Raw genomic sequence first — 25586 nt, 5'->3', positions numbered from 1 at the left:
TCCTCCCCATTTATATTTTTTCATAAGCGGGAATCGTGAGAAATTCCGCAAATTCATCATCCAAAATCAGTTGTTCAAACACCTGTCCGGCCTCTTCGAAGCGGTCGCGCTGATATTGTTCCTTCCCGACTTCACCGATGATTTTCTGCATTTCTTCCTCTTTCATCGCTTTCACCATCTCAGCCGTCACTTTCCTGCCGTCATCAAGAATCCCCTTTGGATGGCGAATCCATTGCCATAGCTGCGCTCTTGAGATTTCCGCTGTTGCCGCATCCTCCATTAAGTGGTCAATCGGTGCAGCGCCTCTTCCCGACAGCCAGGAAGCGATGTAGCGGATGCCGGCGCTGATATTGGTGCGGACACCTTCCTCTGTAATCCGACCCTTCGGCACTTCAAGCAAATCCGTCGCTTTAATCTTGATATCATCCCGTTCTCTATGAATCTGGTTGGCTGTCGGCATATGCTCATTAAATACATCAAGGGCTGTTTGAATCATGCCGGGGTGTGCGATCCATGTACCGTCATGGCCGTCTTTTGCTTCACGCTCCTTGTCTTCGCGGATTTTGGCGAAAGCGGCCTCATTGATTTCCGGCTGGTCTTTCGCGGGAATCTGTGCGGCCATCCCTCCGATGGCGTGGACCCGCCGTTTATGGCACGTTTTGATGGCGAGCAGCGAGTAGGCTCTCATGTTGGGAACGGTCATCGTCACCGCCGAACGATCCGGAAGAATGACCTCATCACGGTTCTTGAATTTCTTAATGAAGCTGAAGATGTAATCCCAGCGGCCGCAGTTGAGACCTGCCGAGTGTTCCTTTAATTCGTACAATATTTCATCCATTTCAAAAGCCGCCAAAATCGTTTCGATTAAGACCGTCGCTTTAATCGTCCCCTGCGGAATGCGCAAGTCGTTTTGCGCATAGACAAACACGTCGTTCCAAAGCCTTGCTTCCAGATGGTTTTCGATTTTCGGGAGGTAGAAATAAGGGCCGCTTCCTTTTTTGATCAAAGCTTTGGCGTTATGAAAGAAATAAAGGCCAAAATCGAACAGGCTCGCTGACACAGGCTTGCCGTCGGCCAACACGTGTTTCTCCTCCAAATGCCACCCCCGCGGCCTGACCATGATCACAGCCGGATTCTCCTTCAGCCGATAGTGTTTTCCGGCATCATTCGTAAACGAAATCGTCCCCCTGACCGCGTCTCTCAAATTGATTTGGCCTTCAATACAATTTTTCCAAGTCGGTGAATTGGCATCTTCAAAATCGGCCATAAACACCTTAGCTCCGGAATTCAAGGCATTGATCACCATTTTTCTATCGACTGGCCCGGTGATTTCAACCCGACGGTCTTCCAAATCCGGCGGCAGCGGTGCGACCGTCCAGTTTTTTTCCCTGATGTATTTCGTCTCTTTTAAAAAATCGGGATTCTTTCCTTGATCAATTTCCGCCTGAACGATTTTCCGCAAATGCAGTAAATCCCGCCTTCTCCCGCCAAAATGGCGTTCAAGCCGCCCGATAAATTGAAGCGCTTCCTTTGTTAACAATTCTTCGTATTGCTGATTCATCGTTCCCGTCACTTTAAGCCCGATCTCTTCGGTTTTCATTTGTTGATCCTACCCCTTTCCCCATTTGTTATAAAACAGCCGCGGTTTATTCGCCCTTTTTGGCAAGACAGCGTTCACATTCCATGAAATAAGATTCAGCCTGCTCCTCTACCTGCTCTCCGCATTCAGGACACGTTTTTTTCGGAAGCGTCCGGAAAAATTCCAGCGGACTTTTCATACTCATTTGCCTCCCTCCTTTTATAAAACAGTTTTATGTTTTTATTTTCTGTTGTAGTACAGTATACAGTGCAAAGATGAAAATGTACACACTTTTTCCAAAATTTTTTTGCCTGAGTTAATTTCATAATCCCGAGCCCTTGGGGCTCAAGGCTTTCAAGACGTAAAAAAATAGGCACCTCCCCAAATCCTGTATAATGTAAGTTACCACACAAACATAACAGACTGGAGAGATGCCCTATGTCCATTATACGTCAACCAAGCCTATTTGACATGCATGAATTATATGAGTTGGAACCTACCCACCACTTTGAGGCTGTTTTTTCGACAATCGATCTGAATCCTTTTTGGAATCTTTTCGATAAACCAAAAAAAGTAGGTGCCCCAAGAGAACTGAATTATGGTGCCATGGTCTATTCACTTATCGCTCGTGTGGTGGAGCGTATCGTGACAATCAAGGACCTAATCAAACGGTTAAAACGTGACCCGGTTTTTCGATATGACTGTGGGTTTCTTCACTCGGACCAAATTCCATCTGAAGCCTCCTATTCAAGGATGATTACTGTCATCAGCGAATCAAATGTGATGACACATATCCATGATGAACTGATTCTACTTGCCATCAACGAGGGGCATATCAGCGATGAAAACATCGCCTTCGATGCCACGCATTTTGAGGCAAGAGATCGTGCGCAAGCCTCCAAAAAGAAAGAAAAGCAGACACCGAAAAAGCGCGGACGCAAGCCGAAGGTGGAACGAGAGCAATGGTTAAAGGAAAAACAGGCTGCCGAAAACGCACGCCCGATTTATGAGAAAGAGATTGTTCACCAGCTATCCGAATCAGTGGAAACGTTGTATAAAGAAGCTCCCATCGAACCAAAATGGGGAATCAAGAAAAACAGTGATGGGAAAAATACCTTCTGGTTTGGTTATAAAGGACATTTAGCCGTCAGCACAAAGAGTCAATACATTCTAACGGGTATAATGACGTCAGGAAATCTCAATGATGGGAAGGCAGCCATCCCATTATTGAAGAAAATTGATCGGGATCTTCCAGCTTTATTTACCGCCGGTCTTTTCGATGCAGGTTATGATTATGAGCCCATATATCAGCAATTAATCAATCAGAATCTACAGGCTGTCATCCCATATAACCAGCGCAATGAAAGGGAAGTAGTTGGATACGATGAACATTTCGCACCTACATGCGTCCGGGAACATTCTTATCGTTACGACAGCTTCGACCAGAAGTACAAGACACTGAAATACACACGTCCAAAAGAATGTACAGTTTGCCCATTGCGACTCGATTCCCTTTGTCAAATGACCTTTAAGATCAGGCAATCGACGGATATCCGCAAGTACACACATCCAGCTAGAGGTTCGAAAAAGTGGAATGAACTTTACAAGGAACGCACAGCTGTTGAACGGGTTAATGCGTACTTAAAGGAATTCTTTGGACTCAATAATGTCCGTCATCGGACCGGTAAGAAAGCCAGGCTTCACTTCCAATTGGTGACGCTTGTTTACAATGCCTCAAAATTAGCCGCAGACCGGATCAGACTAGAAATGGAGCAACATTCGTTAAAAACAGCGTGATTAAATCGCAATACCTTTTTAAAAAAACATTAAAAAACATCGTAGGGTAACTCAACCCATTTTCAAAAACGTCAATTATGAAATCGATTCGCCTAAATAAAAAAAGAATGTTCTCTTTTTATTCATAACTTGTTCATATTTATCTTTTAGAATAGGGATCATAAAGAGGTGACATGATGATGAAAATGAAAAAACCCGATTGGATACTTACAGTCATTTTGCTTGCAGCACTTATTCTGAATACATATAACATTTGGCAGGATGATGCCGCCAATCAGTATTACCTGGCGGCGGTGAAAAGCATGACGCAAAGCTTCCACAATTTCTTCTTTGCTTCATTTGACTCTTCCGGCTTTGTATCAGTTGATAAGCCGCCCGTCGTATTATGGATTCAGACCATCTTTGCAAAAGTTTTCGGTGTGCACACCTGGAGCGTCATCCTTCCTCAGGCACTGGCCGGGGCCGGCTCCGTCTATCTGCTTTACAGGCTCATCAAGCCGAGATTCGGCAAGGGCGCGGCCCGCATCTCAGCTCTTGTGATGGCGCTGACGCCGATCGCCGTGGCGGTCAGCCGGACGAACAACATCGACAGCATGCTTGTATTCACATTGCTTCTCGGCACATGCTGCCTGATGAAGGCGGTCAAACAAGGGAAGCTCATCTGGCTTCTCACCGCATTCGGAATCATCGGTCTCGGATTCAATATGAAAATGCTTCAGGCCTTAATGGTGCTCCCGGCCTTTCTATTGTTTTATCTCATCGCGGCAAAGGCCAAATGGAAGAAAAAAATGGTATCGGCTGTACTGTCGCTCATTGTGCTCACAGGCATTTCGCTTTCATGGGCGCTTGTCGTCGACTACACATCGTCTGACAGCCGTCCGTATGTCGGAAGCAGCCAAACCAATTCCGTTCTTGAACTGGCATTCGGCTACAACGGTACGGAGCGCCTGCTCGGGCAAACGACAGGTAATGCGCGCGGAGACATGAACGGCTTGCAGCAGCCGACACAGAATGGAAATAACTCATCTGACGGCGGGCCAAATGGCGGCATGCAGCCGCCGGGCGGCAAAAGCTTTTCTGACGACAATTCCCAAGCACAGGATGGAAATACGGCAAACGGCAGCTCTAATGGCCAAAACGGCAACATGCCGGGCGGCGGGCAGCAGCCCGACGGCGGAGGACAAGGCGGGCCTGGCGGTGGAAACGGAGGTCCCGGAGGGGGCAATGGCGGAGGACAGAGCATGAACATATTCGGCATCGGATCAGCCGGCCCATTCAGACTGTTCCAGTCGGCGCTATCCGGGCAGATCAGCTGGATGCTTCCATTCGCACTGTTCGGCCTGCTCGGAGCGTTCATCAGCTGGTTCCGCGACCGCCGCGAAAAAGCGGGTGAAATGAAGGAAACCCTTTTCTGGGCAGCATGGCTCTTCCCTGTCGCCGGATTTTTCAGTATCGCAGGATTCTTCCACGATTACTACTTGATCATGCTGGCACCGCCGATCGCCGCACTGTCCGGAATCGGATGGTACGCGATGTACGGGTTGTACAAAAATCAAAAGGACTGGGCAAGCTATCTGCTGCCGGCAGCCGTTCTGACGACGGCCGCATTCCAAGTCTATATTTTAAGCGGCTATACTGAGCAAATCGGCACCCTCTGGATGTATGTCCTGGGGATCTTGGGACTGGGCCTTACCATCGCCCTTCTCATCCTCAAGCGAAGCCATCCATTCGGCAAGCAGCTGACGATCATCAGTTTGCTGATCCTTCTTCTGACACCTGTCTATTGGTCAGCGACACCGCTTCTATACAGCGGCAACAGCGTCCTTCCTGAATCAGGACCGCAGCTGCAAAGCTCAATGGGCGGAAGCGGAATGTTCAGCTCAGAAGTGGATGAAGGGCTGCTCTCATATCTTCGGGAACATAACACGGGCGAAGAGTATTTATTCGCTACCTTGACGACAGTGACCGCAGCGCCGTATATCATCAATGCCGACGAAAACGTGATGGCGCTCGGCGGCTTCAACGGCACAGATCCGATCCTTTCGGTCAGCGAGCTGAAAAAACTCGTCCAAGAAGGAAAAGTGAAATACTTCCTGATCACAAGCGACAACTCAGGAAACAGTGAGCTTGTCTCCTGGATCAAAGAAAACGGCACGAACATTTCATCTGACGAATACAGCAGCACCGCAAACACGGACAGCACCGCACAACAGGGCATGAGGGGCGGCCCGGGCGGCGGACAGCAGCAGACGCTCTATAAGGTGGAGCTGTCGACATAACAAAATGCCCGCCGGATGAATCCGGCGGGCTTTTGTTTTACATCCTACAGCGCCGACTTAATAACCTTTCGATAATAAAGTACCGACAACAGACCGAAAATAGAATACAAAGCGGTATACAACACCATCACGATAATCATCGGCGTCCACAGCTCTGCCCCGAACAAGAACCATCCGGACTTGACGGCAAAGTAGCTGTGAAAAAGACCAATGACCAACGGAATGCCGAAGTTGTAGATTTGCTTGATCTGTATGCCCTTCAGCAAGTCCCCCCTTGTAAAACCGAGTTTTCTCAGTATCGTGTAATTCGGTTTCTCATCTTCGCTTTCATCCATTTGTTTAAAATAAAGGATGCATCCAGATGTGATCAAGAACGTCAGTCCTAAAAAGCCGACGATAAACATGAAAAGGCCGTAAATCGCTTTTTGAGACGTGCGTTCATCGAGGAGCGACAAATGCCGATCGCTTTGATTCACTTTTGCAAACAGCTTATTTGCCTGCTGCAGCTGATCTTCATTTTTCAGATTGATCCCGATAAATAAACTCGGTTCTTGCTGTAAGTTTGGATCTTTATTATCGTTTAGACGTTGAAACAGCGCATCATCGACAACCACAGCAGGCAATCCTCCACTGGTGAACTCATAGGATAAGAGAAATTCCTTCCTTATCCCTACAAAGTTTAACGATGCCGTCTCCTGTCTGCTCTTGACTTGAATGGTGCCGGAATCTTTAAAAACCATCATGGTTTGCAAAAGATCATTATATCCGGATAAAATCACGTCTCCCTTCGGTATATCAATCCCGTTAATCTCTTGATCGCTGACAACAGGAAGGGAGAGGTTACGCGGGTCCCCAGCCATATCTTCAGGATCTCCCTCTAAAACCTGTTCCAGATTGAAGGACGCTTGCAGAACATGGATTTCTTCTTTGCTATAAGAAATGCCATTTTCGTCTAAGAGCCCCGCAAACCGCTTGGCATCCTTCTGACTGGTCATGGCAAAATCAGCCGCCACACTTTGTTCAGCCACTTTCTCTACGGAATAGTACGCAATATAGCATAGGGACAATAAACTGATCGCCAGCGCCGAAACAGCTGTGATAATCGTTAATAACAGCGCGTTTGATTTCATTCGAAACATAATCGACGACAAGGATAACACTTCGTAAACATTTAAGTAGCCTCCCTTGCTTTTGCGAATGATGTTGGAGACAAAGCTGACTGAACCTTTATAAAACAGGTACGTGCCGATCATGACAGACCCGAGAATCAAGCTCATCGCATAGAACAATTCGTTTATGGTCTTGAATTTTCCGCCAAACAGCTCGGTGGAAATGTAATACCCCGACAAAATGAACACGATCCCCATTAAACCGATGATCATTTGGAAAACGGATATTCGTTTGACTTGATCCTCTGTAGATGAAGCTGCCTTAAACAAAGATAAAATGCTTTGCTTTTTGATAAACGCGTAGTTCATCATCATCACCAAAAGGTAGATTCCGCAGAAGACAATGATGGTTTGGATTAATGCTTCCCAGGAAAAATTCAGTTTAGCTTTCGCTTGAACATCGACAATTTTGAACAAAATCATCAGCACGAGTTTTGATATCGAAAACCCGGCAAATACACCGATGACTAAAGAGCCAAAATACAGCATGACATTTTCCGCGCTCAGGATGCGGAAGATTTTTTGCTTCCTCATGCCGATTAATTGAAACAGGCCGATTTCTTGGCTCCGCCTCTTGATAAAAATCGTATTGGCGTAGAGAATAAAAACCGCTACAACGGCCACGAGCAAAATAGAGGCTGTTTTTAATGCAGCCGCGCCTTTGATCGAAGATTTCACTTCATTGATTGAAGGATCATACTGAAGCGTGACAAATGAGAAATAAAGCGCCACGCTGAAGACTAGCGCAAACACATAGAGGTAATAGTTCCTGATGTTTTTTCTTAAGTTTCGAAAGATCAGCTGATGAATGCTCATGCTAAAACCCCGCCTAACACACCCTGCGTCTTCATGATATCCTCGAAGAACATCTGCCTGTCCTGGCCGCCTTTATTGAGCTGCGAATACATTTGGCCGTCCTTTATAAAAACAACCCTGCTGCAGAAGCTGGCGGCGACGGGGTCGTGGGTGACCATAACGATCGTAGCATGACGCTTTTGATTTAATCGGCTCAGCTTGTTTAATAAGTCTGATGCGGATTTTGAATCAAGCGCACCTGTCGGTTCATCTGCGAAAATAATGTCCGGTTCATGAATAAATGCCCTCGCGGCTGAAGTCCGCTGTTTTTGGCCGCCGGAAATTTCATTCGGATATTTATTTTTCAGCTCGTAGATGCCCAGTTCATTCGCCACTTCCTCAAACTTTTGATTGGCTTCTTTTTTAGACATCTTCGTAATCGACAACGGCAGCAGAATATTTTCTTTCACCGTCAGCGTGTCTAATAAGTTGTATTCTTGAAAGATAAATCCGAGATGCTGCTTCCGGAATTCAGCGAGCTGTTTTTCCTTCATACCGGTCATCTCAACCTGGTTGATCGCAATCGTTCCGTCGCTTACCTGATCAATGGAAGACAGCACATTCAGCAATGTTGTTTTACCCGAACCAGAAGGCCCCATAATGCCGACAAATTCACCCTTTTCGATATTGAGGTCGATTCCCTTTAATACTTCTTGTTTATTGAATTTATTTCCGTAGCTTTTTCGAATTTTATTCGCTTCTAATATCATCATGTCGCAAAACTCCTTTTTGTTGGATCATTTTCATTATAAAAAGGCGGACAGCCGTTTTCCTTCGATTTACCTAACAAAAAAGAAAAGCATGTGACATTATTGTCACATGCCTATGACACGCACAAATTCATTTCGTTTCGGAAAAATTAATGTAAAGGTTGCACCCGCTCCTGGTTTTGAGTCGATTTCAATATCGATCAGCAGCGACTTGGCCGCTTTTTTTGCTAAATAAAGCCCCATTCCGGTAGATGCTTGATCATGGTGCTCCATTGTTGATGTAAACCCTTTGTCAAACACGCGCGGTATATCTTTAGGATCAATGCCCCGCCCAAAGTCTTTTACTTCGAGATGCACACGTCCGTCCACTTCATAGCTTTTCACGATAATATCGGACGCTTCACTGTATTTCACTGCGTTGGTCAATAGCTGCCGAATGATAAAAGCCAGCCATTTCGAATCGCTGAGCACTTCCCCCGCCTCAAGCTGTATCTCAAACCCGATCCCTTTTTGAATGCACCAGGATTGTAAATCTTTTATTTCTTTAAATATCAATGATTTCAGTTCAAGGACTTCCGGTGAAAAGTCATTTTCGATAAAGGATATCCTTTTTTGATGAAGCTGCCGGTCGAGAAGCAGGTGAACGCGCAGCCATTCATACGAGAGCCTCGACTTTAGCGGTTCGTCTTCAATTGTCTCAATGATCAAATGCATCGCGGAAAGCGGCGTTTTGACCTCGTGGATCCACGCCATCAGTTCATCCTTTTCATTGTCAAGCGCCAAGCGGTGACGCTTCGCCTCTTGCTTCAATTTCTCCGTCTGTCCGGTAATATTTCTTTCAACAAGCATTTCAAACGGTGTTTCCGCTTCATGAATATTTGTCACATCAAGATTGTTTTCCCATGCATCAAGGCTTTTGTAAAATTTGCTTTCCTTCCGAAAGCGGACAAAGATAAAAATCATCAATATCAAAAGCGATAAATAGACGATGTAAAGGATCGGCGTCAATGGGATGGACGTATCGACAAAAGCGATCAACACAATCAGAAGCTGCTGACATAAAAATATGGCGATCCAGCTTCGCCTTTCAGTTAAAAATGCTTTGAGCATCATCGTGATCCTTCTTCTTTCGCCATATAGCCTTGGCCGACTTTCGTCTCGATAGATTGTCCCAGGTTCAAGGCATCCAGTTTTTTTCTCAGCCGGTTCACATTGACCGTCAGCGTATTATCGCTGACAAAACGCTCATCGTTCCACAAGCTTCTGATCAGCTCTTCCCGGCTGACAATTTTATTTTTTTGGTCTATCAGCTGCTTCAATATAAACATTTCATTCTTCGTCAGTTCTATCGCTCCTTTTTCATTGCTGACGCGATTTTGTTCAACGTCAATGGTCGCTCCACACCACGTTTTCAGGATGTGAGGCTCTGTATTATAGTCATACACGCGACGGAAAATCGCTTGGATTTTGGCGATCAGGACATCAAAATGAAACGGTTTTTGTATAAAATCATCCGCTCCCAGCTTCATGGACATGACCATATCAGCAGGATGGTCGCGCGAGGATAAAAAAAGAATCGGAACATTTGAACGGGAACGGATCAACCGGCACCAATGAAACCCGTCAAATTTAGGGAGCTGAATATCGATGATGACGCAGTCTGGTTTGACCGCCGCAAATTCCTGCGTCACTTCGCTGAAATCGCTGATGCCGTACACATCATAGGACCAGCCGGATAAGCGTTCTTTTATTTCTTGAAACAGCGATTCATCATCTTCAATCAGCAACAGTTTAAACATGGACCTCACCGCGCTTTTCTTTTTTATGTCAAGTGTATAGCAAATTGTTTTCACATGCTACAGAGAAGGGACAGAATCAAAAAAAGCTGCTCCCCCAAAGGGAACAGCTCAATCTTATAAACTCCCGCCATTCGTTTCAATCACATTCTTATACCAGTAAAAGCTCTTCTTCTTCGTTCTCTTCAGCGTCCCTTTTCCTTCATTGTCCCGGTCGACATAAATATAGCCGTAGCGTTTTTTCATTTCCGCAGTGGAGGCGCTGACCAGGTCGATCGGACCCCATGATGTGTAGCCGATGAGGTCGACGCCGTCTGCGATCGCTTCCCTTACTTCTTTTAGATGATCGCGCAAATAATTGATTCTGTAATCATCCTGGATCGAGCCATCCTCTTCGACGACATCGACTGCGCCCAGTCCATTTTCAACAATGAAGAGCGGCTTTTGATAACGGTCATACAGGGTGTTCAAGGTAATCCGCAGCCCTTTGGGGTCAATCTGCCAGCCCCATTCAGATGACTCTAGGTATGGATTTTTGACGCCGCCGAGCAAGTTGCCGTCTGTTTTGGCAAGTTCCTCATCCGTGCTGGCGACCATTGACATGTAATAGCTGAAGCCAATGTAATCGACCGTGTTTTCTTTTAGAATGTCTTCATCACCTTCGGCCATTTCAATCGTAATACCGTTTTCCTTCAAGAAGCGCTTCATATAACCCGGATATGCCCCTCGCGCCTGAACGTCAGAGAAAAACAGCGCTTTTCTCTCATTCTCCATTGCAGCAAGCACATCTTCCGGATTCGGTGTCATCGGATATGTCGTCGTGGCGGCGATCATGCAGCCGATTTTGGCGTCCGGAATCATTTCTCTGCCCGCTTTTACCGCAAGGGCGCTGGCGACAAATAAATGATGCGCCGCTTGGTACATCGCATTTAATTTGTTTTCACCCTCTTCAAACACAAGGCCTCCGCCTGTAAACGGCGCGTGCAGGACCATGTTGATTTCATTGAAGGTCATCCAGTATTTCACTTTGTCTTTGTAGCGGTTGAAGACTGTTCTCGCATAACGCTCATAAAACGCGATGACTTTCCGGTTTTTCCAGCCGCCGTAGTTTTTAATCAGACCGAGCGGCATTTCGTAGTGGGAGATGGTGACGACAGGCTCGATATTGTATTTGAGCAGCTCATCAAACAATTGATCGTAAAATTTGAGACCTTCCTCATTCGGTTCGCTTTCATCACCGTTTGGAAAAATCCGCGTCCAGGCAATCGATGTCCGAAACGCTTTAAAGCCCATTTCGGCGAATAAAGCGATGTCTTCTTTGTAGCGGTGGTAGAAATCAATGCCTTCGTGATACAAGTTCAATGACTCCATTGATTCATCAAAAGGATACATCACCCCGTTCGGCGACACATCAGCCGTAGAAAGCCCCTTCCCGCCGACATTGTAGGCACCTTCCACCTGGTTTGCGGCAACCGCACCGCCCCATAGGAATCCATCAGGAAATCTTTTGGCATTTTCACTCATACGATTTCACCTCAAAATGATTTTTTTGTCCCCCTCCCGATGGGGAGAGGGGTGATCTTTATATTTACGACAGCTCGATAAGCGCTTCCAAAGGATCCACGCTTTCCGCTGTTTTGACCGGCTTGATTGATTGATACCGGTCCGTATTTGTGACAATGACGGGGGTTATCAGCTGGAAGCCCTTTTTCTCGATCGCCTCCATGTCAAATGAGGCAAGCCTGTCGCCCGGTGCGACAACATCTCCGGCATTCACATGTACGGTAAAATGTTCACCGTTCAATTTCACTGTGTCGATCCCGATATGGATAATAATCTCAGCTCCATTGTCACTCGTGATACCGAGCGCATGCTTTGTTTGAAAAACCGTTGTAACCGTGCCGGATACCGGGGATACGACTTCGCCTTCTTCAGGCTCGATGGCTACGCCTTTTCCCATCACTTCTCCGGAAAATGTCGCATCATCTACTTCGCTTAACGCTCTGACTTCTCCTTTCAGCGGGCTTTGAATGATTTCTCCCGCGCCCGCTTCAGATGGAACGGCTTCCGGAGCGTCGGCTTCATCAGACGGAACGTCTTCAAATCCCAATAAGTAAGCGATTGCCGTTGCCGCAAAGAAGGCGATGATGATACCGATCAGCGCCTGTATAAAAGTCGGGCCGATAAACGTCGTAACTCCCGGCAAACCGACGTTTCCGCCAATAATATAGGCGGCTACACCGGTGACGCCGTAGAAAGCACCACCGACAGCGGCGCCAAGAAGCGCGGAAACAAACGGCTTTTTCAGCCTCATATTGACACCGTACATCGCCGGCTCTGTAATTCCCATCAAAGCCGTGATGCTTGTCGTAAGCGACAATGATTTGAATTTCTTATTTCTGGACCGCAGGAAGACGGCAAATGATGCGCCAGCCTGCCCCATATTCGCCAAAAACATCGCAGGTATCAAATAATCGTAGCCGTTTTGCGTAATGTTGTTGAACATAACCGGAATGAAAGCATAGTGCATTCCTGTCATGACGATCAAAGAAAACGTTCCGGCTAAAAGAATCATCGTGATTAAACCGGCATTTTCAAATAAACCGTTCACACCGATTGACAGATAGTTTCCTGCAATCGCACCGAGCGGACCGACCGTAATTAATGTGACAGGCACGACAACCAGCAGCGTCAGCGTCGGTACAAAAATCATCTTCAACGAAGTCGGGGTGACTTTGTCAATCCATTTCTCAACGTAAGATGCAATCCAAATCGCGAGCAGGATCGGAATGACGGTTGACGAATAAGTGGCAGCGGTTACAGGCAATCCGACAAAGGAAATGCTTTTCCCTGAACCGAGAAGCGCTGTCAGATCGGGATGCAGAATCGCCGCCCCGATCGCGGCCGCAACATAAGGGTTGCTGCCGAATTTTCGTGCGGCGCTGACCGCCAGCAAAATCGGCAGGAAGTAAAATGCTCCGTCGCCGATGGCAGATAAAATGGTGTGGACCTGACTATTTTCGCTCATCCAGCCGAACGTGACGGCGATCGCAATGATCCCCTTGATCATACCCGCTCCGGCGATCGCCGGGAGAATCGGCGTAAATACGCCCGAGATCACATCAAAGATGGCGGACAGCACATTTTTCTTTTTGCCGGTTTGCTGCATGCTTGCTTTTTCATCGCTGAGCCCGCTGTTGGCAATGATCGCTTTATACACGTTCGGCACATCATTTCCAATGATGATCTGAAATTGCTCACCGCTGATGTTCGTGCCCATCACGGCAGGCATTTTTTCCAGTTGGGCCCGGTCTGCCTTCGTGTTGTCATAAAGGTTGAAACGCAGTCTTGTCATGCAGTGAATCACGCTCTGGACGTTCTCTTCACCGCCGACGAGTTGTAAAATGTCTTTTGATACTTTATTATAATCCATATGAGTACCTCCTCTTTGGGGGAATCTGCCGGACTGAAGGTGGCCGCCTTCACCCGGCTTTTTTTATTGCATTTCTTTTTTAAGATTTTAATAGCTTCGCCTCACCTCCTTATTTCAGGCACAAAAAAAACCTAAATTACGCCGCCATTTTCGGGACAATATCCCAAAAATGATGCGCAACTTAGGTTTTGCCTGCATAGCAGTAACAATCCTTAGGAACTTGGTGATATTAGTTTGTAACTATACTTTAGCACCTGGGTTTGTTTATGTCAACGCTTTCATTACGTATGATTCATAAAAAGTGTAATTAACTGCTTTGATCTCACTGTGTGGCAGCTCTCCAGTTTATTTCCTGCCGTATATTAGATTCAAGGGTTCCCAAAGTATTGGCATTTCCTTAAAGGTAGATTGAAAGAATCAGGAATAATCGAATCAAAAAGTCCCGGATATTTTGTTAAATAAGGATATTTATTCAAAAAATATTAAATTATCCTTGAAAATGGGTTTCTTCAGTAATACAATGGAAATGTCAGCAAATTCAAATCTTTCCAACTATTATTGTGAAAGGCGGTGATACTATGAATTTTGAAGAATATAAAGTTAGCGCTTCAAATATCCAGCTAAATGGAAAAGTTGTCATTAGTATTTATAAGTAATAGAGAGAATACTTAAAGATTGAAGGAGCTGACACTATATACAAGAGCCATACATTTTGTACGGCTCTTGTAGTCGATCATTTTTATTGAAAAGAAGGAGCCAAATTAATGAAGTACTACTTAAAAAAAGGAATGTTTTGGACTAAAAAAGAGAATGAAATCATCGTTTATTACACAAATTCCAGTTTAAGAAAAGGGATTCGTTCTTCCGATAATGAAAAGCTGTTCCAGCTTCTCACAATATTATCAGAACCAAAAACATACTCTGAATTGGTTGAAGCAGCCCCATTTGAAAAAAAAGAAAATTTAGATGCCACTCTTTCTTATTTATTATCAAAAGGATATATTGCCGTTCAAGAAAGAGACGTTCAGAAAGTTGAAAATCGAGTCCGCAGTTTTGTAGACAGCATCCCAAATGTTTCATATAACGACTACAGCCTTTCCATCGAAAAGACGCATATATGTATCATTGGTACCGGTACCGCGGGAAGTTATATACCCGAATGCTTAATTAAGCTAGGATTAAATAGATTCACTTTGATTGATCCTGATAAAGTAGAGGAAAATAATTTATATGCCCAGAATTTCTCTTTTCGGGATGTCGGAAGATATAAAGTCGAAGTTCTAAAACATAAATACGAAAATGAGTTTAAAACAAGCAACATTACGGCAATTATTCGACAATTGAGCAACTATGAAGATCTTAAGCATGCAGTCGCTCTTGAAGAAATTGATTATCTGGCATTATGCGCAGATAACAACACTTTAATCATAGATGTTTTGGAAAATATATTTTTGGATTTCCCCAACATCAAAATCATTATTAGCGGTTATGCAGTTTTCCAGCAGCATTGTTATTTAATCGATAGAGAAACAAACGCTTCCATTTTAAAAGAGATTAAGCAAAATGTCAGAACGCTAAACGAACTGGATGAAGTCATTGTAGAAAATAGCGGTGTTATATTTGATTCTTTATTTTCAGCCATTTCGATTTCAAAAATCATTTTTGATCATGTATTAAACATAAACTCTCCAAAAATTGCTAAAGCTGACTTTCTCAACAACAGGTACTTTATCGGCAATGAGGACGAATACAAAATCCATGAAGAATATGAACACAGATTCACCGATCAAACTGTTTTGTAATGAACCCTAAAAAATAGGTGGGTATTCGAATGATAAGTGTACTAAAGATAAAAAATTTCTTTCTATTATTCAGTGGCAGATTGTTAACGAATTTGGGGGACAGCATCTATAGCGTCGCGGCTATGTGGCTTGTATTTAAATTAACCGGAAGCTCTTTTTACACCGGTCTCGCGGGAATGCTGATCATGCTTCCGGGAATATTTGAGTTTTTAGTTGGGCCCTTAATTGACAGATGGCGTTTAAAATCAATCTTGATTTATACTCAGTGGATTCAGGCTTTTGTTGTCATGGCCGTTCCCCTCTCATACTTTCTCGGTTTTTTAAATGTATGGCTTGTCATTTTTGTCATGCTTATAGCTACTTCTATTGAACAAATCGTCTATCCGGCACAGCAAGCAGCTTTACCGAAGCTATTGAAAAAAGAGGATCTTGTAGCCGGCAACTCTTTGATGACTTTTGCTTATCAGGGAACAGATATTGTTTTGGTTGGATTATCCGGTATGTTAATTGTATACATAGGTGTCATCAATATATATCTGATTGATGTATTGACATTTGTTTTAGCTGCGCTCATCTTTGGGCTCATGAAATTTCCCCTAACTGACACGAACCCTTCATCATTAGAGAGCAAGAAATCTTACTTCAGTGAATTAAAAGAAGGAAAAGATTTCGTTAAAAACTCAATTATTCTTAAAATGTTGATTCCTTTAACAATTATAAACTTCATTTTTGGTATGATTACAGCAATTATGCCTGAGTTTTCAAGCCATATAGGAGGAGAAGCATTTTACGGCTATTTTCTGTGTACAATGTCTATTTCTTTATTGCTGGGTTCGCTATTATCCCAGATTCTAACTAAATTACCTTTAGGATATACGACCATTTCTTGCTTTTTTCTCTCAGCGTTCTTTTGGTTTTGCTCATACTTATCAAGCCATCCTCTCATGATTTTAATCAATTTCGGACTTGCTTTTATTCCCATTGGAATTCATAACGTTATATTAATTTCTACGATTCAATCATTGGTACCTGAAGAGCTTACAGGAAGGGTATTTGCGTTGGTCGGTTCCCTGTCGGCATTGTTTTTACCGATAGGTTCCCTTTTGGGAGGCTTTTTATCAACTCAAATCGAAGTTAAATTAATATATGGATTGGGGAGTTTTGCAATCTTATTTATTGCAGCGTATTGGCTGCTGACTTCAAAATTACGGGCACTGCCTGCACCAGGCGATGTTTCTGAAGATCATCCTCAATTATCTGCTAACCATGAAAACAGTTTCAACTAAATCTAATAGGGGGCACATGTCCCCCCCTATTCAAAATTATCTATAATGTCTTCTTTTCCATCTTTTCCGAACACCAACCGCTCTTTGAGCATATAATGTTCTCTGGCGTTTTTTATAATGCTGCTCGTTTGTTTCATCCTCTTCCGGCTTCTTCTCCTTTTGAAGAATAAATCCCGCGACTAAAAAAGGGATGCCTGAAAGATTTGTGAAGATATTTTTAATCCCCATGGCTAAAATAAAAGCTCCCCAACCAGAAAATGGGTTGTTTCTGATTTTTATATAGGCCGTGATTTCCAGGGCAATAAAAAGAAGCGACTGCGCTAATATCACAATCAGCATGATCAAAATGAAAAGGAGGACTAAATTAAAGAAAGTGCCCGAGTAAACCATCATTTTCAGCATGTCGACGAAAGTCGCAGCCTGCACATATCCGTCTGTGACATTTGGATTCCAAACAGCATAAGAATCAAACTGATGTTTGATATGAAAAAAAGCGAATAAAATGATAAACCAATAAATGATATGTAAGCTGATGCCTAATAAGGTGAGTCTGTTTGCTGCTTTGTTTTGCATGTCGTTCCTTCTTTCTGTCATGATTGAAGAGAATGTATCGCCTCTTCATGGTTTGCCGGAAACGATTTTAATTCGCGCTGATCCAAGTCTTCGTCTAATAAGCAAACCTTTTGAATCTGCCTGTTTTGGTAGTGGTGATAATAATAGCTGCACGTTTCACTGCACATGACCGCCGTGTATTGGGTATAGTCGTCTTCTCCCTGCTCTGTGATGACAATTCCTTTCGGGATATTCATATTGGAAAGAATATGAAATGCTGCCGATACGCCTTCCGTCTCGCCGGAAACCGGTTTAATATGTTCCTTCAAATACGCGGCCCTTACAAACCGAGATGGCGGTGTGAAGTCTCCCGGCAGACCCGCTAATCCCGAACCTTGGCCAAAAGCCGACAATGTCAGCTTTCCCACTTTTTTTGCGGTAAACTGGCCCGGGCGGAGCCCGATGTAGTTTCGCAAATTGGTCAAATGCCATGGGAATTCCGGGCTGTTCGTCAGCACGCCAACCGGATTGTCATGAATTTGGGTGCCGGCTGCCGTCGGTTCAACAACGATACTGTGGCCGGAGCCGTCGGATAATATCCAGTGAAGCGGAGTGACCGTCTTCAGCAAAGCAACCTCTCTCTCCACGATGGCAAGCGAAGCGGCAGCTTTTTTCACTTCTTCCACATCACGGCACTGTGACAGCACCCATGTCACAAATTCATGCGGCGCGATGTTATGATATTGATCCTGCGCCTCTTTTTCATAGACGGCATAACCCGGGAAATAAAGTGCGGCACAAGCCAAGCCTTTTTCATTCACCCCATCGGCGAATAAAGCATTGTTCAGCTTCCTGCCCATGCCGATAAACGCATAGCCTCCCTCATGCTCCTTGCCGTCCGCTTCGCTTTTCCATTTGTAATGCCGCGGATGCAGCAGCACTTCTCCATCTAGCTGAAAAGCAAAATCCATTGTTCTTGCCAACAAATGCTCCCGACTGGCAGTCGCCAGCGTCATACTTGTACACATTGCGCTCCATCCTTTTTGTTTGATATTACACTTAGTGAACAATTCATGTTCATGTTACCGAATTGGAAAAGATTCGTCAAAATGAAAGGGTAATAGAAAAAAGCCGAGATAAAAACCTCGGCTAGTTAATTAAATATATTCCTCTAGCTGTCAAAAAGAAGTATTATCTTTTTTATATTCTAACTTTCTAATTATGTCATAAGTTTTTTGATTGTTGTAAAATAAAATACGATAAGAGTCCCCTCCATAAAAACAAGATTTTTTAATGTTTAATAAAATGTCATCTTCATATTCAGTTACCATATTATCTTCATATATACAATTTTGAACTTTTAAAAAATACTTCATCGCCTTTTCTTCAACCTTTTTGCTTACATGTTCTAATATTAGTTTTGCTATCAGTATTGTTGATATAATAGGAAAGCTTATAAAAGCAATGTATATAGATACTTGTCCAGAAATAAAATGATTGTGGCTCAGCATACTTACCCCTAAGTTTAAAAAATTAAAGATCACTATAATTGAGCTTGCAATATTAAGATAATTGAGATACTGTTTTAAGTTCAATGTTGATTGGAATATAAGGATATAAATCAATAACAAACAACATGATAGAAAGGTAAATATAAGTAACCCCCATAAATCATGTAGTATGTTCAATAGTTTTTTATCATTTATTCTATATAATCCGGTTGGAAATAACCAATATTTCGCTCTTTCTTGAATGGATAAAATCAAACTTATGCTTTGAGTAATTATAGAAATTTTTAATCCCCACTCCAAAAAATAACCGAAAATGATTTCAAATATATTATGTGTTTTTTTGAGGTGAATGCAAAAGGAACCTAGCAGGTAAATAATTAAAATGAATATAGGAAATTGGGCAATATAATCATTGCTATCAAAAAAAAATAGAATAGGTATACTTATTGTCATTAATATTGCTGAAATAATAGCATTTTGAAACTCTTTTAGTCTGTTATGGTAATCTTTTTTATAATCAATGTAATAATAATCAAAAAGTTTATTACTATTATTGTAACATTTAAATAAATATTGAAATCGAAAATAAAGTACACTCACAAAAAATAAAAAAAATATACTGTAAGAAGATACTCTTATTATTTCTTCAATAAAAGAGTTACCTAATTTTCTATCTAAGTATTGAACACAGAAAAAAGGTGTAAAAACCAGATAAAAAAAACCCAAACTTGAAATTTTGATAATTTTATTTATATTATATTTCAAGAAAGTTATTATTTTCTTCATAGATTCTAAACTCCTCTTGCTTCAGACAATGTCTATATGCATGGCAACAGCATTAGATATGTCGGAAATAAATTGAATTTAATAAGAATAACTATGTATTACGTTTTAAATAATTCCCCTTAATTAACTTATTTTAAAGACTTTATCTTTAATTATCGTATAATTCATTTGGTTTTTCCATATAAAAGCCGATCTAAAAAAGCACATACCTTAAATAGGTATATGCTTTTTTGTTATCCTCACTTTATCTAATCTTAATCCTTATTTCCCCAAACCGCATCCCCTTCACGAGACAACGCGCTAAATGTCATTACTTTCCGCCCGGCGCTCGCATCCCACTGCCGCAGAAACACGCCGTCGTATTGTTTTCCGTCGATCTTGAGTTCAATTCGGTTGTGTCCTGTTTTCTTCCATGTTCCCGTCGCCGCGCCAGACACTTTTCCATTCTGATGTAAATGAATGTCCGTTGATTGTTTGATGTCTGCGGAGATGTCTTTGCCGTGCCGCACCAATTCGTAATCGCCAATCACATCCGCTTTTTTCACCTTCCCGGGCTTTTCTCCCGCATAGCGGTGAGGCGCGACGACAGGCCAGCCCTCTTTGTTCATCAGCATTTGATGGACGCGGACTTCATGCTCCTCGCCTCTTTCCGGGAAACGGGTGTGGAAAATCAAGTAGGATTGGCCGCTTTTTTCATCATAGAAAGCGGAATTATGCCCTGGTGAGACATAGCCGCTTTTATTTTCAAACTGAAAGTTCCCCATGAGCTTGACGCCGTAAGGTTCAATGGAACGGTCATCAAAAAGCGTGCCTTCTTTGCCGCGAACATCGATCATCGCATTGCCTTCTGCATCATAGTATGGGCCGTCCGGCTGTTTGGAGCGGGCGACACGGATGTTGTACCCGCCGTCAGCGGCAAGTCCCCCGAAGGACATGTACAGGTAGTAATACTGTGTTTCAGGATTGTAGAGAATGTATGCACCTTCAATCCGGCTGTGGTTGCCGCCAATCAGCTTTTTCCCGTACCCCTGGCCGGGAAGCGGGAGTCCGGTTTTCCGGTCCATTTCTAAAATGAAAATCCCGCCTGAATAGGAGCCGTACACCATCCACAGTTTTCCGTCCCGGTCAAAAAATGTGTGCGGATCGACGACATTCGGATGCTTTGTCGCGTCATAAAGGGTGCCGTCATTGCTGATTCCGTCCATTCCCGACTTTAAAAATATGCCTTTGTTTTTGTACGGGCCTTCGATGTCGTCGGCGACGGCCAGACCGAGGGCCGATCGCGGCGAATCGCCGCGGCAGGCGTTGTAATACATATAAAATTTGCCGTCCTCAAGCTGTGTGACATCCGGCGCCCACAATGTATCGCTTTCCGCCCATTCAAAGGTTTCTTTTAATTCTTCATATACATTCGGAATCAGGGGATTGTTGTTGTTTACACTGGAAGAAATCTGCGTCCATTGCATAAGGTCGTCTGACTTGGCGGAAGCCAAATGCGAGCCGAATACATAGTACGTATCATCGACCTTGATGACGGATGGATCATGAACGGTCACATCGGAAAAAATCGGTTTTTGAAATGTTGCAAATGCAGTGCCTGGCACTAAACAGGCAGTGATGATGAAAGTCAATGCAAGAATCCGAAAGAAACGCTTACTCATCTTCATTTGTTCTCCTCTCTTTTGAAACGCTTTCATTTTTGACAATCCATCATATGCCGCTTATCCGTTGTTTATTACGAACAAAAAGGCTCTCGACAAAGTCGACAGCCTGAAATTAGCTCTTCCTTGCTTTATGCACTTTCAACAATTTCCCTTTGACGGTTGTTTCTTTCATCGCATTTAACACGAGCGGGCCTTTTCCGTTTAATATCTCAACAAATGAACATTGCTCTTGAATCGTGATAATACCGATATCTTCCGCAGACACACCATCGATTTTAGCAATCGTTCCGACGAAATCAACGGCTCTCAATTTCTTCTTCTTTCCCCCATTAAAATAGAGCTTCATGATTGCTTGATTTAACGATTCACTCTTATCTTTTTTAAGCTCGGGTTTTTTATTGATATTCTGTTGAAACGCCGCTTTTGCTTGCGCCACTTCTTTTTTTGACGGAGCCTCGATGACAGGAATGGCTAAACCGATATAGTCTTCAATTTCCGCCACGATGTTCTTTTCAGACGGTGTGGCAAAGGTGACCGCTTTTCCCCGGCTGCCGGCTCGTCCCGTTCTTCCGGTACGGTGCACATAGCTTTCTTTATCTAATGGAAGGTCATAGTTGATCACATGTGTCATGTTCTCAATGTCGATACCCCTTGCCGCCACATCGGTGGCTATCAAATAGCGGAATGCTCCGCGCCTAAAGCGGTTCATCACGGCAAAACGTTCTTCTTGAGACATTCCGCCATGGATTTTCATGCAGGGATAACCTAAACCGGCCAATCGCCGGTGCAATTCGTTCACATGTTCCTGTGTGCGGCAAAACATGATGCAGCTGTCCGGGTTCTCAGTAATTAAAACATCCCGCAAAAGTGAAAATTTGTCATGTTCGTTTACAATGATCAGTGCATGATCAATGTCCGCGGTTGTCATACCGCTTGCTTTGATCTCGATTTTCAAAGGGTTTTTCATATATTGATCGGCAAGGTGCTCCACATCCTCCGGAAAGGTCGCTGAAAACAGCATGGTCAGCCGTTCATCAGGCAGATGACGGATGATCGCTTCAACCTGGTCGATAAATCCCATATTCAGCATTTCATCAGCTTCATCGATGATCAGGTATTGCAGTTTTTCCAGCGGAAGCGTTCCTTTTTCAATGTGCTCTAATAAACGGCCCGGAGTCCCGACAACCACATGGCATTTTTGTTTCAGCTCCGTTTTTTGCCGCTCAAAGGACGATTTTCCGTAAACAGCTGCTGCTTTTATTCTTTTATAGCGGCCGATGTTGATCAAATCCTCTTTTACCTGAGCGGCCAGCTCGCGCGTCGGTGTCAAAACCAGGGCTTGAGGCTTGTTTTCTCCCCAGTCCGACAACTCGCAAACCGGAATTCCAAACGCAGCCGTCTTCCCGCTCCCCGTCTGTGCTTTCACGATCACATCCCGACTTTTAAGCACCGCGGGGATCACTTCGCTCTGCACCGCGGTCGGATGCTTATACCTTAGATGATCGAGGGCTTTCACGATATCTCCGCTTAACCTAAAGCTTTTAAAACTGGTTTTGCTCATAAATGGACTCCTTTTGGTCATATGTTTTCCAGTGAATGATGGCGTATGTATATGAATGTGATTATACGCTAAGGCTCCTTGATTTTAAAAGGCATTAAAAAAGAGGCTGGATAAAAACAACCCCTAAAAATGCAATAACATAAGCTCTACAACAATGTGGAGTCCAAACTTAAACAAACTACTTCAGATAATTAAACATGAAATAAATTAATCGATAGAGACGACAACTTTAAGTATTTCTATAAAATAATTGTTTAAAAAATAGAGGCTATTGAAGCTATTGAAAAGATTAATACTATGATGAAAATAATTCCCATTAAACGCTGCAAAAGAAAAGGAAGACGGGCTAAAACAACCTGAACTTCGTAATTTATTGTCCAAGCAAAAAATAAGAAATATCGTAAAAAATCGTTTATCCATCCACCCGGTTCTTCATATATATTAAATTCATACTGTTTTATTACCCATGTAGGAAATAGCAATGAAAATATTGCCATGATAAAATTGATAGTCAACGACACATACAATAAAGCGCTTAGATATGGAATATGTTCTCTTAAAACAAAACTTAAAAATAAACTTAAAACAATGAATGTAGTAATGCCTACTATTAGATTTGATTTTTTAAATATATTTGTCCTCGGACTAATATATATTTTTTTTGTTTTAAAACCATAAACAAAAGAAAGTAAAATCAAAAAACATTCTGCAAAAAATATAAATAAAAATAACGAAATACCGCTGTCATCTTGATTCCAATATGGAATATTTATCAGTAAAAGTGCCACTAACAACAGGAGTAAAGCATTGCTTCTCAACAAAAAAATACAGCTTTTTTTCATGGAAAACATAAATCCGTTATCCTTTTCTTTTCCTAAAAAGAGAAGAGATATCGCTTTCTAAAGAGGAGATTTTAGCAGCATGGTTGGACATATCATTCACCCCGGTATGAAGATTTCCTCATGAATTAAACTATTGTTTAAAATCCTGTTTGCAAAAATAAACAACTGCGAAAACAAATCCCGTCATAACGGCTAAAATGAAAGATATCCCCAACAAGCCTAAATAACCAAATCCCAGCCCGGCATCTCTTGCAGGATCACCAGTTGCCAACAACATGAGCAAAAAATAAGAGAGAAGTGCATATAAAAAAAAAGATGTGACACCTGTAAGAATAAATATCATCAAACTTGCAAAAGCCGCCGTTAACATAAAATTGTTCCTCCGCCATAAGTCGTTCATAATTTTTAACATTCAGGTTGAAAGACCACTTTTTCGTGAAATTTCCCCTACATTCCGATCTTGCACAAGCTATAAATCGAGACCTTTTTCATAATACAATATGTACCAAAACAGGTAAATAGGAAATAAGGCTTGTCTTGAATGGTTGATCTTGCATCCATTTTTTAGAGTGGGGGGCTGAATAGATAAAAAAACAGCACATCCCCTTAAGGCCTGTGCTGTCCTCATGTTCTTCTATTCGGTAATCACCGTATGCACCAGCTTCGGCGCTTCGGCTTTTTCCGCGATATTAATGTTTTCGTACACCTTGGCGATGACGTCATCAACATTTTCGCGGTTGGCGTAAAGTGTGACCAAAGGTTCTCCTTTTTCGACCGTGTCACCGACTTTTTTGCGGAGCATGATGCCGACGGCAAGGTCGATTTGGTCTTCTTTTGTAGCGCGTCCCGCTCCTAAGAGCATGGCTGCGACTCCGATTTGGTCGGCGACGATTTCAGAAACGACACCCGCTTCTTTGGCAGGAACGTCGATTTTGTAGGCGGCTTGCGGAAGCTTCGCCGGGTCATCTGCAACCGAGCTGTCACCGCCTTGGTTTTGCAGGAAGCCTTTAAATTTTTGCAGGGCTTTGCCGTTTTTCATCACTTCCAGCAACTGCTCTCTGGCTTCGTCTAGTGTTTCGGCTTTTTTGGCGAGAACGACCATCTGGCTGCCCAACGTTAAGACAAGCTCGGTTAAGTCGTCCGGTCCTTCTCCCTTTAATGTGTCGATCGCTTCTTTTACTTCAAGTGCGTTTCCGATGGCAAATCCAAGCGGCTGAGACATATCGGAGATGACAGCCATCGTTTGGCGGCCGACATTGTTTCCGATGCGGACCATCGCTTTTGCAAGGTTGACGGCGTCTTCGTCCGTCTTCATGAATGCGCCGGCGCCTGTTTTGACGTCAAGGACGATGGCGTCTGCCCCGGCGGCAATTTTCTTGCTCATGATCGAGCTTGCGATCAGCGGAATTGAATTGACCGTCCCTGTCACATCGCGGAGAGCATACAGTTTTTTATCCGCAGGCGTCAAGTTCCCGCTTTGTCCGATGACGGCGACCTTGTCGCGGTTGACAAGATCAATGAACTCGTCTTTTGAAAGTTCCACGTGAAACCCTTCTACCGCTTCCAGCTTGTCAATTGTCCCGCCTGTATGCCCGAGGCCGCGTCCTGACATTTTGGCTACCGGTACGCCGAGAGCGGCGACAAGCGGTGCGAGCACAAGCGTTGTCGTGTCGCCGACGCCTCCTGTTGAGTGCTTATCGACCTTGATGCCTTCAATGGCGGAGAGGTCGATCGTCTCCCCGGAATTGACCATCGCCATCGTTAAATCGGCGCGCTCTCTGTCTGTCATGTCTTGAAAATAAATGGCCATGGCAAGCGCGCTTGCTTGATAGTCAGGAATGCTTCCATCTGTATAGCCTTTGACGAAGAATTGAATTTCTTCTGTCGTCAATTCTTTGCCGTTTTGTTTTTTAGTGATGATATCGACCATTCTCATTGTGATCACCATTCCTTTACGTCAATGT

19 protein-coding genes and 1 pseudogene are annotated in these 25586 nt (G+C 43.5%); 4 read left to right on the top strand and 16 right to left on the bottom strand.

Features of this window, described 5'->3' with window-relative positions; genetic code table 11:
- Nucleotides 1-10: 10 nt before the first annotated feature.
- Together aceB and yhfH are read right to left on the bottom strand one after the other, a co-directional pair.
- Nucleotides 11-1600: a malate synthase A gene (aceB, locus tag ACINLD_RS10820; protein ID WP_077735949.1), complete on the bottom strand. Its 1590-nt coding sequence runs from the start codon at nt 1598-1600 to the stop codon at nt 11-13.
- 46 nt (nt 1601-1646) lie between these two features.
- The gene (yhfH, locus tag ACINLD_RS10815; RefSeq protein WP_077735948.1) at nt 1647-1784 is read right to left on the bottom strand and encodes a protein YhfH; all 138 of its coding nucleotides are present in this window, start codon (nt 1782-1784) and stop codon (nt 1647-1649) included.
- Nucleotides 1785-2017: 233 nt separating this feature from the next.
- Here yhfH and ACINLD_RS10810 point away from each other — a divergent pair, with 233 nt between their 5' ends.
- Complete coding sequence (locus ACINLD_RS10810; protein WP_018705594.1) at nt 2018-3376, top strand: IS1182 family transposase; 1359 nt, start codon at nt 2018-2020, stop codon at nt 3374-3376.
- A gap of 179 nt (nt 3377-3555) precedes the next feature.
- Nucleotides 3556-5655, top strand: coding sequence for an ArnT family glycosyltransferase (locus ACINLD_RS10805; protein ID WP_410206989.1), 2100 nt, complete (start codon nt 3556-3558; stop codon nt 5653-5655).
- Between the two features lie 44 nt (nt 5656-5699).
- Here ACINLD_RS10805 and ACINLD_RS10800 read toward each other — a convergent pair whose 3' ends face one another.
- The 6 genes and pseudogenes from ACINLD_RS10800 to ACINLD_RS10775 all read right to left on the bottom strand — a co-directional run bounded on the left by ACINLD_RS10800 (nt 5700) and on the right by ACINLD_RS10775 (nt 13618).
- Nucleotides 5700-7640: an FtsX-like permease family protein gene (locus tag ACINLD_RS10800; RefSeq protein ID WP_026589337.1), complete on the bottom strand. Its 1941-nt coding sequence runs from the start codon at nt 7638-7640 to the stop codon at nt 5700-5702.
- Nucleotides 7633-8392: pseudogene (locus ACINLD_RS10795) on the bottom strand (ABC transporter ATP-binding protein); the annotation flags it as partial. The pseudogene ACINLD_RS10795 and the gene ACINLD_RS10800, both read right to left, overlap by 8 nt.
- Nucleotides 8393-8494: 102 nt before the next feature.
- Nucleotides 8495-9499 (bottom strand): sensor histidine kinase, encoded by a 1005-nt coding sequence (locus tag ACINLD_RS10790; protein WP_026589339.1) that lies wholly within the window; start codon nt 9497-9499, stop codon nt 8495-8497.
- Nucleotides 9499-10188: a response regulator transcription factor gene (locus ACINLD_RS10785; RefSeq protein WP_026589340.1), complete on the bottom strand. Its 690-nt coding sequence runs from the start codon at nt 10186-10188 to the stop codon at nt 9499-9501. The genes ACINLD_RS10790 and ACINLD_RS10785 overlap by 1 nt, the downstream gene beginning before the upstream one ends.
- Before the next feature lie 114 nt (nt 10189-10302).
- Nucleotides 10303-11709, bottom strand: a complete 1407-nt coding sequence (locus tag ACINLD_RS10780; protein ID WP_026589341.1) for a glycoside hydrolase family 1 protein — start codon at nt 11707-11709, stop codon at nt 10303-10305.
- A gap of 64 nt (nt 11710-11773) precedes the next feature.
- Entirely contained in the window at nt 11774-13618 is a 1845-nt protein-coding gene (locus ACINLD_RS10775; protein ID WP_026589342.1) for a beta-glucoside-specific PTS transporter subunit IIABC, read from the bottom strand.
- Nucleotides 13619-14382: 764 nt separating this feature from the next.
- Between ACINLD_RS10775 and ACINLD_RS10770 the strand changes: the two genes are divergently transcribed.
- Entirely contained in the window at nt 14383-15420 is a 1038-nt protein-coding gene (locus ACINLD_RS10770) for a ThiF family adenylyltransferase (protein ID WP_026589343.1), read from the top strand.
- Nucleotides 15421-15449: 29 nt separating this feature from the next.
- Nucleotides 15450-16706, top strand: a complete 1257-nt coding sequence (locus tag ACINLD_RS10765) for an MFS transporter (protein ID WP_077735945.1) — start codon at nt 15450-15452, stop codon at nt 16704-16706.
- Between the two features lie 36 nt (nt 16707-16742).
- Here the strand turns inward: ACINLD_RS10765 and ACINLD_RS10760 are convergent, their stop codons facing one another.
- The 8 genes from ACINLD_RS10760 to ACINLD_RS10725 all read right to left on the bottom strand — a co-directional run bounded on the left by ACINLD_RS10760 (nt 16743) and on the right by ACINLD_RS10725 (nt 25558).
- Nucleotides 16743-17279, bottom strand: a complete 537-nt coding sequence (locus ACINLD_RS10760) for a hypothetical protein (protein WP_026589345.1) — start codon at nt 17277-17279, stop codon at nt 16743-16745.
- Between the two features lie 17 nt (nt 17280-17296).
- Entirely contained in the window at nt 17297-18286 is a 990-nt protein-coding gene (locus ACINLD_RS10755) for a choloylglycine hydrolase family protein (protein WP_409444400.1), read from the bottom strand.
- Nucleotides 18287-18436: 150 nt separating this feature from the next.
- Complete coding sequence (locus tag ACINLD_RS10750; RefSeq protein WP_077735943.1) at nt 18437-19555, bottom strand: hypothetical protein; 1119 nt, start codon at nt 19553-19555, stop codon at nt 18437-18439.
- 254 nt (nt 19556-19809) lie between these two features.
- Entirely contained in the window at nt 19810-21216 is a 1407-nt protein-coding gene (locus tag ACINLD_RS10745; RefSeq protein WP_026589348.1) for a glycoside hydrolase family 43 protein, read from the bottom strand.
- 115 nt (nt 21217-21331) lie between these two features.
- Nucleotides 21332-22780, bottom strand: a complete 1449-nt coding sequence (locus ACINLD_RS10740) for a DEAD/DEAH box helicase (RefSeq protein ID WP_077735942.1) — start codon at nt 22778-22780, stop codon at nt 21332-21334.
- Nucleotides 22781-23034: 254 nt separating this feature from the next.
- Nucleotides 23035-23631, bottom strand: coding sequence for a hypothetical protein (locus tag ACINLD_RS10735; RefSeq protein ID WP_409444401.1), 597 nt, complete (start codon nt 23629-23631; stop codon nt 23035-23037).
- A gap of 121 nt (nt 23632-23752) precedes the next feature.
- Nucleotides 23753-23992, bottom strand: a complete 240-nt coding sequence (locus ACINLD_RS10730) for a hypothetical protein (protein ID WP_077735940.1) — start codon at nt 23990-23992, stop codon at nt 23753-23755.
- A gap of 264 nt (nt 23993-24256) precedes the next feature.
- Entirely contained in the window at nt 24257-25558 is a 1302-nt protein-coding gene (locus tag ACINLD_RS10725; RefSeq protein WP_409444402.1) for a pyrimidine-nucleoside phosphorylase, read from the bottom strand.
- Between the last annotated feature and the right edge of the window lie 28 nt (nt 25559-25586).

Origin of the sequence: Bacillus sp. z60-11, from assembly GCF_046464135.1 — a bacterium.
Taxonomy (GTDB): Bacteria; Bacillota; Bacilli; order Bacillales; family Bacillaceae; genus Bacillus; species Bacillus sonorensis_A.
The sequence above is the reverse complement of the archived record's forward strand: the minus strand, read 5'-3'. Positions and strand labels throughout refer to the sequence as shown.

What these genes read in the sequence shown, in the direction of transcription:
- aceB (WP_077735949.1), bottom strand. Translation starts at nt 1,600, where the DNA reads ATGAAAACCGAAGAGATCGGGCTTAAAGTGACGGGAACGATGAATCAG.
- yhfH (WP_077735948.1), bottom strand. Translation starts at nt 1,784, where the DNA reads ATGAGTATGAAAAGTCCGCTGGAATTTTTCCGGACGCTTCCGAAAAAA.
- ACINLD_RS10810 (WP_018705594.1), top strand. Translation starts at nt 2,018, where the DNA reads ATGTCCATTATACGTCAACCAAGCCTATTTGACATGCATGAATTATAT.
- ACINLD_RS10805 (WP_410206989.1), top strand. Translation starts at nt 3,556, where the DNA reads ATGAAAATGAAAAAACCCGATTGGATACTTACAGTCATTTTGCTTGCA.
- ACINLD_RS10800 (WP_026589337.1), bottom strand. Translation starts at nt 7,640, where the DNA reads ATGAGCATTCATCAGCTGATCTTTCGAAACTTAAGAAAAAACATCAGG.
- ACINLD_RS10790 (WP_026589339.1), bottom strand. Translation starts at nt 9,499, where the DNA reads ATGCTCAAAGCATTTTTAACTGAAAGGCGAAGCTGGATCGCCATATTT.
- ACINLD_RS10785 (WP_026589340.1), bottom strand. Translation starts at nt 10,188, where the DNA reads ATGTTTAAACTGTTGCTGATTGAAGATGATGAATCGCTGTTTCAAGAA.
- ACINLD_RS10780 (WP_026589341.1), bottom strand. Translation starts at nt 11,709, where the DNA reads ATGAGTGAAAATGCCAAAAGATTTCCTGATGGATTCCTATGGGGCGGT.
- ACINLD_RS10775 (WP_026589342.1), bottom strand. Translation starts at nt 13,618, where the DNA reads ATGGATTATAATAAAGTATCAAAAGACATTTTACAACTCGTCGGCGGT.
- ACINLD_RS10770 (WP_026589343.1), top strand. Translation starts at nt 14,383, where the DNA reads ATGAAGTACTACTTAAAAAAAGGAATGTTTTGGACTAAAAAAGAGAAT.
- ACINLD_RS10765 (WP_077735945.1), top strand. Translation starts at nt 15,450, where the DNA reads ATGATAAGTGTACTAAAGATAAAAAATTTCTTTCTATTATTCAGTGGC.
- ACINLD_RS10760 (WP_026589345.1), bottom strand. Translation starts at nt 17,279, where the DNA reads ATGCAAAACAAAGCAGCAAACAGACTCACCTTATTAGGCATCAGCTTA.
- ACINLD_RS10755 (WP_409444400.1), bottom strand. Translation starts at nt 18,286, where the DNA reads ATGTGTACAAGTATGACGCTGGCGACTGCCAGTCGGGAGCATTTGTTG.
- ACINLD_RS10750 (WP_077735943.1), bottom strand. Translation starts at nt 19,555, where the DNA reads ATGAAGAAAATAATAACTTTCTTGAAATATAATATAAATAAAATTATC.
- ACINLD_RS10745 (WP_026589348.1), bottom strand. Translation starts at nt 21,216, where the DNA reads ATGAGTAAGCGTTTCTTTCGGATTCTTGCATTGACTTTCATCATCACT.
- ACINLD_RS10740 (WP_077735942.1), bottom strand. Translation starts at nt 22,780, where the DNA reads ATGAGCAAAACCAGTTTTAAAAGCTTTAGGTTAAGCGGAGATATCGTG.
- ACINLD_RS10735 (WP_409444401.1), bottom strand. Translation starts at nt 23,631, where the DNA reads ATGTTTTCCATGAAAAAAAGCTGTATTTTTTTGTTGAGAAGCAATGCT.
- ACINLD_RS10730 (WP_077735940.1), bottom strand. Translation starts at nt 23,992, where the DNA reads ATGTTAACGGCGGCTTTTGCAAGTTTGATGATATTTATTCTTACAGGT.
- ACINLD_RS10725 (WP_409444402.1), bottom strand. Translation starts at nt 25,558, where the DNA reads ATGAGAATGGTCGATATCATCACTAAAAAACAAAACGGCAAAGAATTG.